The sequence below is a fragment of the Pseudomonas sp. 22526 genome (genome assembly GCF_052044735.1).
GTDB lineage: Bacteria > Pseudomonadota > Gammaproteobacteria > Pseudomonadales > Pseudomonadaceae > Aquipseudomonas > Aquipseudomonas piscium.
On record NZ_JBQENK010000026.1, the window covers coordinates 57,059 to 70,930 of the forward strand.

At 64.9% G+C, this 13,872-nt stretch carries 16 protein-coding genes; 9 read left to right on the forward strand and 7 right to left on the reverse strand.

The window, feature by feature from the left end; all coding sequences use genetic code 11:
• The first annotated feature begins 54 nt into the window (after window positions 1-54).
• The 3 genes from peaB to peaD are packed head-to-tail and all read left to right on the forward strand — an operon-like array spanning window position 55 to window position 2,964.
• Complete coding sequence (gene peaB, locus ACTJKT_RS28500) at window positions 55-1,488, forward strand: quinohemoprotein amine dehydrogenase maturation protein (protein WP_440789682.1); 1,434 nt, start codon at window positions 55-57, stop codon at window positions 1,486-1,488.
• A gap of 1 nt (window position 1,489) precedes the next feature.
• Window positions 1,490-1,813 (forward strand): quinohemoprotein amine dehydrogenase subunit gamma, encoded by a 324-nt coding sequence (qhpC, locus tag ACTJKT_RS28505; RefSeq protein ID WP_007921889.1) that lies wholly within the window; start codon window positions 1,490-1,492, stop codon window positions 1,811-1,813.
• A 23-nt stretch (window positions 1,814-1,836) separates the two neighbouring features.
• Window positions 1,837-2,964 carry a quinohemoprotein amine dehydrogenase subunit beta gene (gene peaD, locus ACTJKT_RS28510; RefSeq protein ID WP_440789684.1) on the forward strand — a complete coding sequence of 376 codons (1,128 nt, stop codon included), beginning with the start codon at window positions 1,837-1,839 and terminating at the stop codon, window positions 2,962-2,964.
• 133 nt (window positions 2,965-3,097) lie between these two features.
• On the opposite strand, the gene ACTJKT_RS28515 is transcribed toward peaD, so the two are convergent.
• Window positions 3,098-3,499, reverse strand: a complete 402-nt coding sequence (locus ACTJKT_RS28515; RefSeq protein WP_440789686.1) for a lysozyme inhibitor LprI family protein — start codon at window positions 3,497-3,499, stop codon at window positions 3,098-3,100.
• A gap of 192 nt (window positions 3,500-3,691) precedes the next feature.
• Between ACTJKT_RS28515 and ACTJKT_RS28520 the strand changes: the two genes are divergently transcribed.
• Genes ACTJKT_RS28520 through ACTJKT_RS28530 form a run of 3 tightly spaced genes read left to right on the forward strand, consistent with a single transcriptional unit; the run spans window position 3,692 to window position 5,318 of the window.
• Complete coding sequence (locus ACTJKT_RS28520; protein WP_440789688.1) at window positions 3,692-4,147, forward strand: SRPBCC family protein; 456 nt, start codon at window positions 3,692-3,694, stop codon at window positions 4,145-4,147.
• Window positions 4,137-4,496 (forward strand): ArsR/SmtB family transcription factor, encoded by a 360-nt coding sequence (locus tag ACTJKT_RS28525; RefSeq protein WP_440789690.1) that lies wholly within the window; start codon window positions 4,137-4,139, stop codon window positions 4,494-4,496. The genes ACTJKT_RS28520 and ACTJKT_RS28525 overlap by 11 nt, the downstream gene beginning before the upstream one ends.
• Window positions 4,497-4,511: 15 nt before the next feature.
• A complete protein-coding gene (locus ACTJKT_RS28530) occupies window positions 4,512-5,318 on the forward strand; it encodes an aminoglycoside phosphotransferase family protein (protein WP_440789692.1) in 807 nt (268 codons plus the stop codon).
• A 221-nt stretch (window positions 5,319-5,539) separates the two neighbouring features.
• Here the strand turns inward: ACTJKT_RS28530 and ACTJKT_RS28535 are convergent, their stop codons facing one another.
• Both ACTJKT_RS28535 and inhA read right to left on the reverse strand, forming a co-directional pair.
• Entirely contained in the window at window positions 5,540-5,944 is a 405-nt protein-coding gene (locus tag ACTJKT_RS28535) for a GFA family protein (protein ID WP_440789694.1), read from the reverse strand.
• A 274-nt stretch (window positions 5,945-6,218) separates the two neighbouring features.
• A complete protein-coding gene (inhA, locus tag ACTJKT_RS28540; RefSeq protein WP_053280149.1) occupies window positions 6,219-6,905 on the reverse strand; it encodes an isonitrile hydratase in 687 nt (228 codons plus the stop codon).
• Window positions 6,906-7,019: 114 nt separating this feature from the next.
• On the opposite strand from inhA, the gene ACTJKT_RS28545 reads away from it, so the two are divergent.
• The gene (locus ACTJKT_RS28545; RefSeq protein WP_440789696.1) at window positions 7,020-8,012 is read left to right on the forward strand and encodes a GlxA family transcriptional regulator; all 993 of its coding nucleotides are present in this window, start codon (window positions 7,020-7,022) and stop codon (window positions 8,010-8,012) included.
• Here ACTJKT_RS28545 and ACTJKT_RS28550 read toward each other — a convergent pair.
• The 3 genes from ACTJKT_RS28550 to ACTJKT_RS28560 form a co-directional block, all read right to left on the reverse strand.
• Window positions 7,998-8,900, reverse strand: a complete 903-nt coding sequence (locus tag ACTJKT_RS28550; RefSeq protein WP_440789698.1) for an alpha/beta fold hydrolase — start codon at window positions 8,898-8,900, stop codon at window positions 7,998-8,000. The two genes, ACTJKT_RS28545 and ACTJKT_RS28550, sit on opposite strands and share 15 nt — an antisense overlap.
• A 124-nt stretch (window positions 8,901-9,024) precedes the next feature.
• Window positions 9,025-9,495 (reverse strand): cysteine hydrolase family protein, encoded by a 471-nt coding sequence (locus ACTJKT_RS28555; RefSeq protein WP_440789700.1) that lies wholly within the window; start codon window positions 9,493-9,495, stop codon window positions 9,025-9,027.
• 288 nt (window positions 9,496-9,783) lie between these two features.
• Window positions 9,784-10,371: a TetR/AcrR family transcriptional regulator gene (locus tag ACTJKT_RS28560; RefSeq protein ID WP_440789702.1), complete on the reverse strand. Its 588-nt coding sequence runs from the start codon at window positions 10,369-10,371 to the stop codon at window positions 9,784-9,786.
• A gap of 132 nt (window positions 10,372-10,503) precedes the next feature.
• On the opposite strand from ACTJKT_RS28560, the gene ACTJKT_RS28565 reads away from it, so the two are divergent.
• Entirely contained in the window at window positions 10,504-11,697 is a 1,194-nt protein-coding gene (locus ACTJKT_RS28565; RefSeq protein ID WP_440789704.1) for an MFS transporter, read from the forward strand.
• A 349-nt stretch (window positions 11,698-12,046) separates the two neighbouring features.
• Window positions 12,047-12,787, forward strand: coding sequence for a thioesterase II family protein (locus tag ACTJKT_RS28570; RefSeq protein WP_440789706.1), 741 nt, complete (start codon window positions 12,047-12,049; stop codon window positions 12,785-12,787).
• 65 nt (window positions 12,788-12,852) lie between these two features.
• Here ACTJKT_RS28570 and ACTJKT_RS28575 read toward each other — a convergent pair whose 3' ends face one another.
• Complete coding sequence (locus tag ACTJKT_RS28575) at window positions 12,853-13,821, reverse strand: siderophore-interacting protein (RefSeq protein ID WP_440789708.1); 969 nt, start codon at window positions 13,819-13,821, stop codon at window positions 12,853-12,855.
• Window positions 13,822-13,872 lie beyond the last annotated feature (51 nt).

Below are 13,872 nucleotides of genomic sequence, written 5' to 3' on the forward strand. Positions count from 1 at the left end.
TTTCGGAATGACCGCAGGCCCCCGCGAAAAGAGGGCCGGCACAGGAGGTTTGCAATGGGCGCTATCTTGAATCTGGTCGAACGCAACCTGCACGAAGTGCAGGTCGATGCCGACCGCATGCTGTTCCATATCCCCAGCAGTTCGCTGTTCGCCAGCGACGAGTTGACCGGCACCATCATCGACACCTTGCGCGGCCCCGGCTGCACCCCGGAGGACCTGGTCCAGCGCCTCGGCGCACGGTTCAACGGCGAGGAAATCAACGAAACCCTGCGCGAGCTGATTGCCCTGGAGCTGGTCAGCGACGGCTCGCCATTGACCCCGGAGATCGCCCTCAAGCGGGTCGAGCGCACGGCGATCAACACTGTGGTGCTCAACGTCAACACCGGCTGCAACCTGAGTTGCACCTACTGCTACAAGGAAGACCTGGACAAGCCCTCGGCGGGCAAGAAGATGGACGTCGAGACAGCCATCGCCTCGGTGGAAATGCTGCTCAAGGAATCCCCCGATGAACAGCGTTTCACCGTGGTGTTTTTTGGTGGCGAGCCGCTGAGCAACCGCAAGCTGATCGAGTACATGGTCGACTATTGCGAGAAGCGTTTTCGCGAGGCGGGCAAGTTCGTCGAGTTCGTCATGACCACCAACGCCACCTTGCTCACCGAGGAGACGGTGGACTACCTGAATGCCCACCGCTTTGGTTTGTCGGTGAGCATCGACGGGCCGAAGACCGTGCACGACCGCAACCGCATCACCGTGGGCGGGCAGGGCACCTACGACGTGGTGCGGCGCAAGGCGCAGATGCTGCTGGCGCGCTACGACAGCCGCCCAGTCGGCGCGCGGGTGACCTTGACCACTGGCGTCACCGACGTGGAAACCATCTGGGATCACCTGTTCAACGAGCTGGGGTTCGCCGAGGTCGGCTTTGCCCCGGTGACCTCGGGCGATATCAGCAGCTTCAACCTCACCGGCGAGGAACTGATCGAAGTCTTCGCCAGCATGAAGCGCCTGGGCCGGCGTTACCTGGAGGCAGCCCTGGAACATCGCAATATCGGCTTCTCCAACCTGCACCAGCTGATCACCGATATCCACGAAGGCCACAAGAAGGCGCTGCCCTGTGGCGCCGGGCTGAAGATGCTGGCGGTGGACCACAAGGGCGAGCTGAACCTGTGCCACCGCTTTACCGGCTCAGCGCTGCCGACCTTCGGCAATGTGCGCGACGGCGGGGTCAAGCAGGTGGAGCTCAACGACTTCCTGTCCCAGCGCCTGGACCGTACCAACACCGGCTGCGACAGCTGCCGCATCCGCAACCTGTGTTCCGGCGGCTGCTACCACGAGAGCTATGCCCGCTACGGCGATCCGGCGCACCCGACCTATCACTATTGCGAACTGATGCGTGACTGGGTGGATTTCGGCATCGAGGTCTACAGCCGGATCATGGCCCACAACCCTGGGTTCATCAGCAGCTACATCACTCCGCGCAAGGCTCACTGACATGAAACATCTCAAGCCGATCAATAACAAAGCCCAGAAGCTGGAACAGGCCGCCGACGAGAACCGTATCGAAGAGGTGGTCGCCATGAGTTCGGTGGCCGGTTGTGCCTCGACCACCGACCCGGGTTGGGAAATCGATGCCTTCGGTGGCGTGTCGTCCTTGTGCCAGCCGATGGAGGCCGACCTCTATGGTTGCTCCGACCCGTGCTGGTGGCCGGCCCAGGTGCCGGACATGATGAGCACCTACCCCGACTGGAACAAGGACGCCCAGGCCTCCAACGAGAACTGGCGCAACCTTGGCACCGTGTTCCCAAAAGACAAATGACCGGACAGCAGAAGGATTCCAGCATGCTTCGCAAAAATGCCTGCGGCCTGGCCGCTTCCGCCGTCCTGGGGGCTTGTTCCCTCGGTGTTCTGGCCGACGACAACACCGACAACAAGGCCCTCAACGCTGGCCATGAATACATGGTCACCAGCAACTACCCGAACAACCTGCACGTGATCGACCTGGCCAGCGACACGCTGTACAAGACCTGCAAGATGCCCGACGCCTTCGGCCCCGGCACCGTGCAGCTGGCGCCGGACCGCAAGGTCGCCTACCTGCTGAACAACCATTACGCCGATATCTACGGCGTCGAGCTGGACAGCTGCAAGCAGGTGTTCCACGCCAGCATCACCCAGCAACCGGGGGAGAAGGCGCGCTCGATGTTCGCCTTCACTGTCAGCCACGACGGCAAGGAGCTGTATACCGTGGCCAACCCGACGCTGATGCTCAACGACCGTTATGAGGTCAAGCCGCCGCGGCTGGACGTCTATGCCACCGACGCCGGGCTCAAGGCCAAGCCGGTGCGCAGCTTCCCGGCGCCGCGGCAACTGACCATCATGCAGAGCGGTGACGACGGCACGCTCTATGTGGCTGGGCCGGACGTGTACAAGGTCGATGTCAAGACCGGCAAGTTCGATGTGCTGATCCCCAGCCGCCACTGGAAGCGCCCGAACTACAGCGCGCCGGACGTGCTCTACGTGTGGAACCAGCAGACCTACCGCCATGATTTCTCGCTGCTCTACACCGCCGCCAAGTTCAAGGACAAGAAACAGGACCCGGCCACCGCCGAGTACCTGTACGGCTTGTTCAGCATTGACTTGAAAACCGGCAAGAGCGAAACCACCGACTTCGGCCCGCTGACGGAGATCTACTTCAGCGGCATGCGCTCGCCGAAGGACCCGAACCTGATGTTCGGCGTGCTCAACCGCCTGGCCAAGTACGACATCAAGCAGAAAAAACTGCTCCAGGCCGCCACCCTGGAGCATTCCTACTACTGCATTTCGTTCAACAAGGCGGGCAGCAAGATCTACCTGGCCGGGACCTTCAACGACGTGGCGATCTTCGATGCCGACAGCCTGAAGCAGATCGGCAGCATCAAGCTGCCGGGCGGGGACATGGCGATCACCACGGCCCAGGTGTTCGTGCGCTAGTCGCTGATACCGCCATCGCGAGCAAGCTCGCTCCTACAGGGGGATATGTCATCCCCGACACCGCACTCCAAATGCATGCGGTCCCTTGTAGGAGCGAAGCTTGCTCGCGAAAAATCTCAAGATCGCCGTCGATTTAATTCCCCGGCACCGGACAGCTCAGGTCGCCTTCCTGGCACTTGAGGTAGGTCTTGAACGCCTCGACCCGCGCCTTGGTCAGGTCGGTGGTGCAGTTGCTGTAGATCAACGGATAGACGCTGCCACCGGCAACCCCGGAGGCGGCGAACCCGCACTCCGCATCCCGAAAGGCCACCCAGGCGCGCTGGGCGCTGACCAGCAGCTGCTTGCCCTCCGGGTTGTCCTTCAGGCGCTGGGTGATGCGTTGGTAAAGCGTATTCAATTCCTTGTCGGCGGCCTGGTGCTGCTGGGCGGCGCACTGGTTCATGGCGGTCTGGGTAGTGGCATTGGCACAGTCGACGGCCTGTGCCAGCGGGGTCAGCAGAAGCGGCATCAGGGCCAGGAGCAAGCGTGGGTTCATGGTGATTCTCGCGAGGGGTAATTAATGGGGCATCAAGGCCGTTTTGCGGGCCGCCGGGTTCCGGCAGGCGACTGGTCTTTGGCTTGCATCCTAGCCCCGGTGACGACCGCATATCCGTCTTTGTGGAAAAATGCAACTTAAAGGTTGCTCTTCTGCGAGAGCGAGCTAGGGTTTGATCACTGGAGGTGACCCATGAACTCATCAGATCGCATCGAAAGAAAGATCCTGCTCAAGGCAACCCGTTCCCGTGTCTGGGCCGCGCTGGCCGATGCCGAGGCCTTCGGCAGCTGGTTCGGTGTGGCGCTCGCGGGCCAGCGTTTTGTCGTCGGGCAACGCACCCGGGGGCAGATTACCTACCCCGGGTATGAACACCTGGTCTGGGATGTACTGGTGGAACGGCTGGAGCCCGAGCACCTGTTCGCCTTCAGCTGGCACCCTTATGCGGTGGAGCCTGAAGTCGACTATTCCGCCGAGCCCAGCACCCTGGTGCAATTCGAACTCGAAGACCTGGACGGCGGCACCTTGCTGCGGGTGGTCGAGTCGGGGTTCGACCGCATTCCGCCCGAGCGGCGGCTCAAGGCGTTTCGCATGAATAGCCGCGGCTGGGACGAGCAGATGAGCAATATCGAGACCTACCTTGGCCCCTGATACTTCTTCCACATCCCTGTTGCCGGTGGCGGCATCGCTGGACGGCTCGGCCATGATCTTCGCGGCACTGGGCGACGAGACCCGCCTGCGGCTCGTCGCCATCCTGTGTGGCGGCGGCGCCCTGTCGATCACCCAGTTGACCCTCGGCACCGCCATCAGCCGCCAGGCGGTGACCAAGCATCTGCAGGTGCTGGCGCAGGCCGGGCTGGTGCGCGACGCCAAGCTGGGGCGCGAGCGCCTGTGGGCCTTCGAGCCGGGCCGGCTGGCCGAAGCCCGGCGTTCGCTGGAGGTGATCAGCCAGCAGTGGGATCATGCCCTGGGTCAATTGCAGGCCTTTGTCGAGTCATAACGGAAAGAGTCACGGATGTTCGAGTTTTACCTGAAACGCTGGAACCTGCAGGTCGATGGCGCGCCCATCGTTACGCCTGGCAGCCACTTGTTGCCGGTGCGCCTGGACGACGCGCCGGCCATGCTGAAGATCGCCCTCGACGACGAGGAAAAATACGGCAACCGCCTGATGGTCTGGTGGGCCGGGGAGGGCGCCGCCCGGGTCTACGCGCACCACGGCGATGCCTTGTTGATGGAGCGGGCCATGGGCCAGCGCTCGCTGATGCAGATGGCCCTGGCCGGCGAAGACGACGAGGTCAGCCGGATCGTCTGCGCCAGCCTGGCCCGCCTGCATGCGCCACGCTCGACACCCTTGCCGCCGCTGTTGACCCTGCCGGAATGGTTCAAGGCCCTGCGCCCGGCCGCCCGGCGCGAGGGCGGGATTTTCCTGCGCTGCCTGGCCACCGCCGATGAACTGTTGGCGGCCCCTCGGGAACAGGTGGTGCTGCACGGCGATATCCATCACGACAATGTGTTGGATTTCGAGGCGCGCGGCTGGCTGGCGATCGATCCCAAGCGGGTCATGGGCGAGCGCGGCTTCGATTTCGCCAACCTGATCTGCAACCCGGACCTGCCGACCAGCAGCGATCCGCAGCGCTTCACCCGCCAGGTCGAGGTCATCGCCCAAGCTGCGGGGCTGGAGCGCAAGCGCCTGCTGCAATGGGTGCTGGCCTATACCGGGTTGTCCGCCGCCTGGTTCCTGGAGGATGGCGACGTAGCCAGCGCGGAACACGAACTGCAGGTGGCGGAGTTGGCCATCCAGGCCCTGGAAGGCGCGGCCTAGGGGTTTTGGTAAGTCGGCTTATGGCGAAAGGCTTACATGCACTGCCAGCTTTCTCGTCTGTTGCCGATTGGGCGACAGGCTTAATCTTCATTCACCAACTGCAGCGCAGGACGCGCTCAGGGTCATGGATGACCGACCATGTGCAAGGATGCAGCGACAGGATGTCGTAATGGTCTTGAAAAAAACCCGCTTCGGCGGGTTTTTTTTCGCCTGTGGAAAAGCTAGAGGTGACGGATTTCCTCCGGCACATTCCCCCAGTTGTCATGGCGGCCGTCGGCGTAATGCACCGGGGCCGCCAGCAGCTCCTGCAGGTCGATGTCGTCCAGGGTCATCACTTGCACCGCGACATAGTCGCCGCCGATTTCCTGCACATGGCCACGGCCGAAGGGGCGCACGCCGCAATGCTTGCAGAACAGGTGATGGGTATTGCCGCTGTTGAACTGATAGTCGCTCAGCGCCTGTTCGCCGCTGAGCAGGCGAAAGGCCTTGGGAGCGATGATTGCGTTCCAGTTGCGGGTCTTGCTGCAGATCGAGCAATTGCACTTGTTGGTGCCCTGGCTCAAGTCGATCTCGGCTTCATAGCGCACGGCACCGCAATGACAACTGCCGGTGTAGGTCTTGTGCATTGCAAGGCTCCTGAGGGAAGGCTAGGCCAGAGTGTAGAAGCTACCGGAACACTCTGTCGGCCGGGCGGGAAATGTACGGCGATGCGGAAAAGACCGAAGACTGCAGCCATGGAAGCCGAGTTTCGCGTCAAGATCCCGGACGACGAAGCCGATGCCGGTGATCGACTATGTCCGGCAGGCCAGTGGGCAAGCAGTCCCGGCCTGACGTCGGTTTGTCGAAGAGGCGGCCAGGGCTCAGCTGGCCGATAAGGTTGCCCTAGTCCGCATCTGTCTTTCAGGCCTGCTGCCACTGCGCCACGACCCGGTCGACTATCTCGCCGCGCTGCTTGATGGAATTGGCCGCGAGCCGCTGGGCTTCCTCCACCACCGCTTTGGGCGCTGTCCGTGGGCTACCGGCCGCGAAAGGCGGAGCCGGGGCGTACTCCAGTTGCAACTGCACCCGCTGCGCCGTCGCCTCGCCGAACAGTTCGCCGGCCAGGGTCAGGGCAAAGTCGATCCCGGCGGTAATCCCGCCACCGCTTAACAGATTGCCGTCGCGCACCACACGTTCCTGCACCGCAATCGCCCCCAGCGCCTCCAGCAAATGGTGGTAGGCCCAATGGGTGGTGGCGCGCTTGCCGCGCAGCAGCCCGGCGGCGCCGAGCACCAGGGAACCGGTGCACACCGAGGTGACGTAACGCGCCTGTGCCGCCTGCTGGCGGATGAAGTCGAGGGTCTGCGGGTCTTCCATCAAGGGCCCGACACCGGCGCCACCGGGAATGCAGATCACATCCAGCGGCGGGCAATCGGCGAAGCTGGTGGTCGCCTGCAGCACCAGGCCGGTGCTGGCGGTGACCGGCCCGCGTGCCTTCCAGACCAGATGCACCTGCACGTCCGGCAGCGACGCGAGCACATCGTAGGGGCCGGTCAGGTCGAGTTGCTGGACGTTGGGGAACAACAGGAAACCGATCTGCAGCGTCATGGGGTATCTCCCTGGAGAAGTTCGAAGGTGTCCGCGCTCATGCGGCTGGACGGTTCGACTCTAGCGCCCTAGGCTTTGGCGAATACGCCAACCTGCCCACGATTTACGCCAACCATGCCCCAGACTGCCAGAACCGTTCATGTACTGACTTTCGCCAACGCCCAGGTGCTCGACGTCACGGGCCCGCTGCAGGTGTTTGCTTCGGCCAACGACCTGGCGCGGCATAAAGGCCTGCCGCTGCCCTACGCGGTGAGCGTGATCGCCGCGGGCGACGGGCCGGTGACCACCTCGGCCGGGCTGGTGCTGCTGGCCGAGCCCTTGCCGGCGCCGGGCACGCCCTGCGACACCCTGATCATCGCCGGCGGCTGGGGCGTGTACGCCGCGGCCGAAGACCCGGCGCTGGTGGCCTGGGTCCGCCAGCAGGCAGCGCTGGCACGGCGGGTGGCGTCGGTGTGCACCGGGGCGTTCCTGCTGGCCGCCAGCGGCTGGCTCGACGGCCGTCGGGTGGTCACCCACTGGACCCGCTGCGAGCAACTGGCGCGGCAATATCCGCGCTTGCGGGTGGAGGCCAACCCGATCTTCATCAACGAGGGGCCGGTCTGGACCTCGGCCGGCGTCACCGCCGGGATCGACCTGGCCCTGGCGCTGGTGGAGGCAGATCTGGGGCACGCCATGGCGCTGGACGTGGCCCGACAACTGGTGGTGTTCCTCAAACGCCCGGGTGGCCAGTCGCAATTCAGCGCGACCCTGGCCCTGCAAAAACAGGGCAGCCGTTTCGACGACCTGCACGCCTGGATCGCCGAAAACCTCGGTCGCGACCTGAATATCCCGACACTGGCCGAACAGGCCGGCATGAGCGAACGCAGCTTTGTCCGCCACTACCGCGCCGACACCGGCCAGACCCCGGCCCGGGCCATCGAACAGATCCGTGTGGAAAGCGCCCGGCGCCTGCTCGGCGACAGCGGCGTACCGATCAAGCGCATCGCCGTGCAGTGCGGCTTCGGCAGCGAAGAAACCCTGCGCCGCAGCTTCCTGCGGCTCGTGGGTGTGACGCCGCAGGCGTATCGGGAGCGTTTTTCGCCCGAGGCGGAGTCAGGCTTCCAGTAGTTCCAGCAACGCCTGCAAGGTGGCGTGCGGCGCTTCCTGCGGCACGTTGTGGCCGACCCCGGGCAAGATCCGGCGCTGGTAAGGGCCGGTGAACAGGCCGATGTCTTCATCCTCTTCGCTCGCCGGGCCGACCCCGTCAGCGCCGCCGCACAGCGAGATGGTCGGCACGCGGATCGGCGGTTGCTGCGCGAGGGCCCGCTCGATGTGTTCCAGGCTCGGGTCGCCCGGGGCGTACATGAAGCGATGCCGGTAGGAGTGGATCACCACCGCGACGAAGTCCGGGTTGTCGAACGATGGCGCGCTCAGGCCGTAGAGTTCGCGGCCGCGATCCCAGGTCGGCGACCAGAGTTGCCACAGCAGTTCGCACAGTTCACGGCGGTTGGCGGTCAGGCCGTCCACCCCGCGCTGGGTGTGGAAATAATACTGATACCAGAGCCGGTGCTCGGTCTCGGGCGGCCGCGGCTGGGTCGAGCGGGCGATGTCCTGGATGTTGTAGCCGTCGGCGCTCATCAGGCAACGCACCCGCTCCGGCCACAGGGCCGCGACTATGCAAGCGGCGCGACCGCCCCAGTCGAAACCGGCGAGGGCGGCCTGGGGGATCTCCAGGGCATCCATCAGGTCCAGCAGGTCCTGGGCCAGCGCCGCCTGTTGCCCGGAACGCGGGATGTCCGGGCTGACGAAACGGGTCGGCCCGTAGCCGCGCAGGTACGGCACTATCACTCGGTAACCGCGCGCCGCCAGCTCGGGGGCGATCTCGTCGTAGCCGCGAGGGTCGTAGGGAAAGCCATGCAGCAGGATCACCGGCGCGCCGTCGGCGGGGCCGTGGTGTTCGTAGGCGATATGCAGGCGAGGTGTCTGGATGTACTGGACAGAGAGCGAGCTGTTCATGACGGACCCGGCGACAGGGAAAGCAGCAACCTTAGCTCAATCTGCGTGCCTGGCCAGTGTCGCGCCAGGACTTCATCCCTGACGGCATCAAGCGCTGACGAATGCTTCACATCTCAGTCTGGGGCTACAGGAAGGTGAGCTCGGCGCTGGTAGTGATGTGCTTGAAATGATGCTGCCACAGCCGCCCACCGAGCTGGCCGCTGCGGTCCAGCGACGAGCCCACCGTCAGGTCGGTGATCAGCGTCGGTTGCAGGCCGGCGTCGAACAGGGCGAAGCCGGCGGCGAGCACGCAGGTGTCGGTCTGGATGCCACAGACCAGCACGCGTTCGGGGGCCAGGCTGCGCAGGTAGGCGATGGTTTCCGGCGTGGGGGCGTAACCGTGCTTGATGAAGATGCGGTCGGCGGCGACCAGGCTGTGGTCATCGGCGGCGGGGTGCCAGCCGAGCTGGCGGAAGAAGGGGGTCTGGCTTTCGTCATGGCGCTCGACGGTGGCCACCGAGGGCAGCTGGCCGAGCAGGGCGTTGATGTCGTTCACCAGCCACTCCGGCGGGTTGAACGAGGGTTGTACATCGATGATCAGCAGTACCTGGCGCATGGGAATCCTTGAGGGGCCGGGCGGCCTATTCTGCCCGCAAACCGCCGTTGCCGCGAACGGCTCGTCTTCTGTAGGAGCGAGGCTTGCCCGCGATGACCTATGACGCNGCAATGCACCAGACATTCCGCGTCGCCCCTATCGCGGGCAAGCCTCGCTCCTACGGGATGGTGGGGTGCTTGCGTGGGCTTCTGTAGGAGCGCAGCTTGCGCGCGATGAAGGATGACGCGGTGCGCCTGACATTCCGCGTCGCCTCTATCGCGGGCAAGCCTCGCTCCTACGGGGGCAAGCTCAGCGCACCCGTAAGCCCTGCAGCAGCACCTCCAGCCCGGCCAGCGCCTGCTGCAATCGTTGCCCCGGATGCTCGTCCCGGGCGATCCACAGCGAGGCATCGAGCAGGCTGCCGTTGATCAGGCGCGCCAGGGCTTCGCTGGGGGCGTTGACCACCAGGCCGGCCTGCATCAATTCATCCAGCAGGCCGCTCAAGGACAGTACGCACTGCTCCTCGCTGGCGTTGGTCAGGTCCCCGAGTACCGCGCGCGCATCCTGCAGGACGATGCGCTGGATCTCCGCTTCCTGGGCCATTTCCAGGTAGGTGCGGCAGCGCTGGACGAAGGCGCCCCAGAGGTCGTCGGTGCCGCGCGAGATCGCCTCCAGGCGCTGGTCCATTTCCGCGTCGAGCTGTTCCACCACCGCTGCCAGCAGGCCTTTCTTGTCGCCAAAATGGTGATACAAGGCACCACGGGTCAGGCCCGCCTCGGCCGTCAGGTCGTCCATCGAGGTGTTGGCATAACCCAGGCTGCCAAAGGCCTGGCGGGCACTGGCGATGAGTTTGCTGCGGGTTTCTTCGATCATCTCGGCGCGTTGACGCGGGCTCATGGCGGGCACTCACACAGCTGATACATGGATTGACATACGCCGCGTATGTTCTCATGCTTTCTCACATACGCGCCGTATGTATTTTTCCTCCATGGTGCATTTCTGGCAAGCCTCAAACAAGGTGTAATGACGATGGCAAACCCTTACCGCGAACTGTTCAAAGCCCCCGGCAGTCGCGCTTTCGTGGTGGCGGGGATGATTGCGCGGATGCCGATGTCGATGACCGGCATCGGCCTGATCACCATGCTGGCCCAGCTCAAGGGCGGTTACGCCCTGGCCGGTGCGGTGGCGGCGACCTTCGCCCTGGCCACGGCCTTCTGCGCGCCCCAGGTGTCGCGCATGGTCGACCGTTTCGGCCAGGGCCGGGTGCTGCCGATCGCCGCCGGCCTGGGCGGCGGGGCGCTGCTGGCGTTGCTGCTGTGCACCCGTTTGCAGGCGCCGCACTGGACGCTGTTCCTGTTCGCTGCCCTGGCCGGCTGCATGCCGAGCATACCGGCCATGGTCCGTGCCCGCTGGACCGAGCTGTACCGCGGCCAGCCACAGTTGCAGACCGCCTATGCCTTGGAATCGGTGCTCGATGAGGTGTGCTTTATCCTCGGCCCGCCGTTGTCGGTGGGGCTGTGCGTGGCAGCCTTCCCCGAGGCCGGGCCGCTGGCGGCGCTGTTGATGCTGGCGATCGGCGTCACCGCGCTGGTGGCGCAACGGGCCACCGAGCCACCGGTGCATCCCCATGAGGCCCGGCACGACGCGTCGATCATCCGTTCGCTGGAGTTGCAGCTGCTGGTGTTGCTGATGATCGCCATGGGCATGATCGTCGGCGTGGTGGACGTGGTCAGCGTGGCCTTCGCCCAGCAGCAGGGGCAACCCGCGGCGGCGAGCATCGTGCTGTCGGTGTACGCCATCGGTTCCTGCCTGGCGGGTATCGCCTTCGGCGCGCTGAAACTGAATATCCCGCTGCCGCGACTGTTCATGTACGGCGGCATCGCCACCGCCGTGACCACCCTGCCATTGCTGATGGCGAGCAATATCCTTGGCCTGTCCCTGGCGGTGTTCGTCTCCGGCCTGTTCTTCGCCCCGACCCTGATCGTCGCCATGGCCCTGGTCGAGAGCATAGTTCCGCCGGCCAAGCTCACCGAGGGCCTGACCTGGCTGGTCACCGGGGTGAGCATCGGCGTGGCCATCGGCGCGGCCAGTTCCGGCTGGCTGGTGGATGCCTTTGGCGCGCGCAGCGGCTTCTGGGTGGCGCTGGCGGCGGGAGTGGTGGTGCTGGGGGCGGCGGTGCAGAGTTGCCGCCGGCTGACCCGCGGCCAGCCGGCGGTCGCCTGAGCCTTACCGGCCGCGCCCGGAGTTGATCCGGAAATTCACCGACAGCCAGGTGGACACAGAATGCTCTGCACGTCCACGGCGATCTCTCTTGTTGGTTGGTTTGATCTGCCAATGGAACGAAGGTTGTGCCGGGAAATTTATGGGGACGGGTGGCGTGATCCTCTGTAGGAGCGAAGCTTGCTCGCGATGGTCGTTAACGATACCGATGTATTGGCTGGATNTAAACGCGGCGCTCTCAGGTTTATCGCGAGCAAGCTTCGCTCCTACAGGTCGGTGGTGGTGTGGCTACTAATTTGCCGGCCAGGTGGCTCGTCCAGTCTTTACCATCACTTTTTTCAAGGGGAACACAGTGACCCAGCTGACGCTGCTGTGCCTGCCGTATTCCGGCGCCAGCGCCATGGTCTATAGCCGCTGGCGGCACAAACTGCCCGACTGGCTGAAGTTGCAGCCGGTGGAACTGCCGGGGCGGGGCGCGCGTTTTGGCGAAGCCTTGCAGACCGATCTGGCGGGATTGGCGCGGCAGCTGGCCAGGGAACACTTGCCCACATTGCAGGCGCCTTACGCCTTGTTCGGCCACAGCCTGGGGGCGTTGCTGGCGTGTGAGATGGCCTATGCCCTGCGCCAGCTGGGAGGCCCGGAGCCGGTGGCGCTGTTCGCCTCGGGCACCGCGGCGCCGAGCATGCGCAGCGAATACGACCGCGACCTGGCCGAGCCGAAAACCGATGCCCAACTGATCGAACAGTTGCGCACCTTCAATGGCACCAGTGAAGAGGTGCTGGCCAACCAGGAGTTGATGAGCCTGACCCTGCCGGTGCTGCGCGCCGACTTCCTGCTGTGCGGCAGTTTCCGTCCGCAGCAGCGCGCCCCGCTCAAGTGCCCGGTGCATGTGCTGGGCGGCAAGGACGACCGGGCCAGCACCGAGCAGTTGATGGCCTGGCGTCGGGAAACCAGCGGCAGCTTCTCCGTGGACATGCTGTCCGGTGGGCACTTCTTCATTCATGAGCACGAAGCCAAGGTGCTGCGCATGATCAAGGATCACCTCGAGCCCCATCGGCGTCGGCATGCCCAGCGGGTGGCGCTGACGGGTTGAAAGGGCGGTATCGCGACCATCGAGACCCAACGCCTGGCGTTGGGTCTTTGCGTGTGTAGAGGCGCTTATTCCAGCGAACGGCCCAGGCGCCAGTAGCCCATCAGCGCCAGGTTGCGGCGTTCCAGGCCGCGCTCGTTGATCAGGTGCCGGCGGATCTTCATGACCGTGCCCGATTCGCCGGCGATCCAGGCATAAAAGCTGTTGTCCGCCGGTGTGGCCGAATCCCAGGGGCGCAGGTCATCGCTGTTTTCCTGGGGTTTCAGGGCGCGCTGGTGTTTGCTCGGCGCGGGCAGCTCGGCCAGTTCCCGGGCGGCGTGCAGCAGTGCCTCGCCATGGCTGGCGCCCAGCACGTCGCGGGGCAGCCAGCTCAGGCGGGTCTGGTGGTTGTGGCGCAGCGCCAGGCAATCGCTTTCGTGGGGCACTTCGATGAATGCCTGGACGTCGGGCGGCGTCGGGTACTCCATCAAGTCTTCGAGAATCCCGGCGATGGCCGGCAGCGCGGTTTCGTCGCCGATCAGCAGGACCTTGCGGATGTCGGCCGGTGGCTGCCATTCATAGCCGCCGGGGTCGCCGCTGAAGGCTTTATTGGGCACGGCCATTTGCAGGCGGTCGCCGACCTTGGCGTGAGTCGCCCAGCGCGACGCCGGGCCGCTGACCCCGTGCAGCACGAAGTCCACTTCCAGCTCGGCGGGTTCGGCGCGCAGGGCGCGGATGGTGTAGGTGCGCATCGGCGGCTGTTGTGCCGCCGGCAGCTTGCGCCGGGCCGCGTGCCAGTCACCGATGCGCGGCAATTCGGGCGGCAGGCCGTCGGCGGCGGGAAACAGCAGCTTGATGCGCTGGTCCGGCGCCAGGGTGCGGGTGTGGGCGACGTCCTCGCCGCTAAACACGAAGCGCGCCATGCAGGGGCTGAGATTGATCCGTTGCTTGAGCTGGACATTGATCAGGCGGTAGGCGCGCGGCTGGTTGCTGCCCGCGCCGACCAGTTTGCGCAAGCCGTTTGCCAGCGAGCTGGCCAGTGAGGTTGCAGAGGACATGATCGCGACCTTGTGTGGAAAGTGATGGTCCTCTTTTGACGAGTCGCCATC

What these genes read in the sequence shown, in the direction of transcription:
- ACTJKT_RS28565 (WP_440789704.1), top strand. Translation starts at nt 10,504, where the DNA reads ATGGCAAACCCTTACCGCGAACTGTTCAAAGCCCCCGGCAGTCGCGCT.
- qhpC (WP_007921889.1), top strand. Translation starts at nt 1,490, where the DNA reads ATGAAACATCTCAAGCCGATCAATAACAAAGCCCAGAAGCTGGAACAG.
- ACTJKT_RS28545 (WP_440789696.1), top strand. Translation starts at nt 7,020, where the DNA reads ATGCCCCAGACTGCCAGAACCGTTCATGTACTGACTTTCGCCAACGCC.
- peaB (WP_440789682.1), top strand. Translation starts at nt 55, where the DNA reads ATGGGCGCTATCTTGAATCTGGTCGAACGCAACCTGCACGAAGTGCAG.
- ACTJKT_RS28530 (WP_440789692.1), top strand. Translation starts at nt 4,512, where the DNA reads ATGTTCGAGTTTTACCTGAAACGCTGGAACCTGCAGGTCGATGGCGCG.
- inhA (WP_053280149.1), bottom strand. Translation starts at nt 6,905, where the DNA reads ATGACGCTGCAGATCGGTTTCCTGTTGTTCCCCAACGTCCAGCAACTC.
- ACTJKT_RS28520 (WP_440789688.1), top strand. Translation starts at nt 3,692, where the DNA reads ATGAACTCATCAGATCGCATCGAAAGAAAGATCCTGCTCAAGGCAACC.
- peaD (WP_440789684.1), top strand. Translation starts at nt 1,837, where the DNA reads ATGCTTCGCAAAAATGCCTGCGGCCTGGCCGCTTCCGCCGTCCTGGGG.
- ACTJKT_RS28560 (WP_440789702.1), bottom strand. Translation starts at nt 10,371, where the DNA reads ATGAGCCCGCGTCAACGCGCCGAGATGATCGAAGAAACCCGCAGCAAA.
- ACTJKT_RS28555 (WP_440789700.1), bottom strand. Translation starts at nt 9,495, where the DNA reads ATGCGCCAGGTACTGCTGATCATCGATGTACAACCCTCGTTCAACCCG.
- ACTJKT_RS28535 (WP_440789694.1), bottom strand. Translation starts at nt 5,944, where the DNA reads ATGCACAAGACCTACACCGGCAGTTGTCATTGCGGTGCCGTGCGCTAT.
- ACTJKT_RS28515 (WP_440789686.1), bottom strand. Translation starts at nt 3,499, where the DNA reads ATGAACCCACGCTTGCTCCTGGCCCTGATGCCGCTTCTGCTGACCCCG.
- ACTJKT_RS28575 (WP_440789708.1), bottom strand. Translation starts at nt 13,821, where the DNA reads ATGTCCTCTGCAACCTCACTGGCCAGCTCGCTGGCAAACGGCTTGCGC.
- ACTJKT_RS28550 (WP_440789698.1), bottom strand. Translation starts at nt 8,900, where the DNA reads ATGAACAGCTCGCTCTCTGTCCAGTACATCCAGACACCTCGCCTGCAT.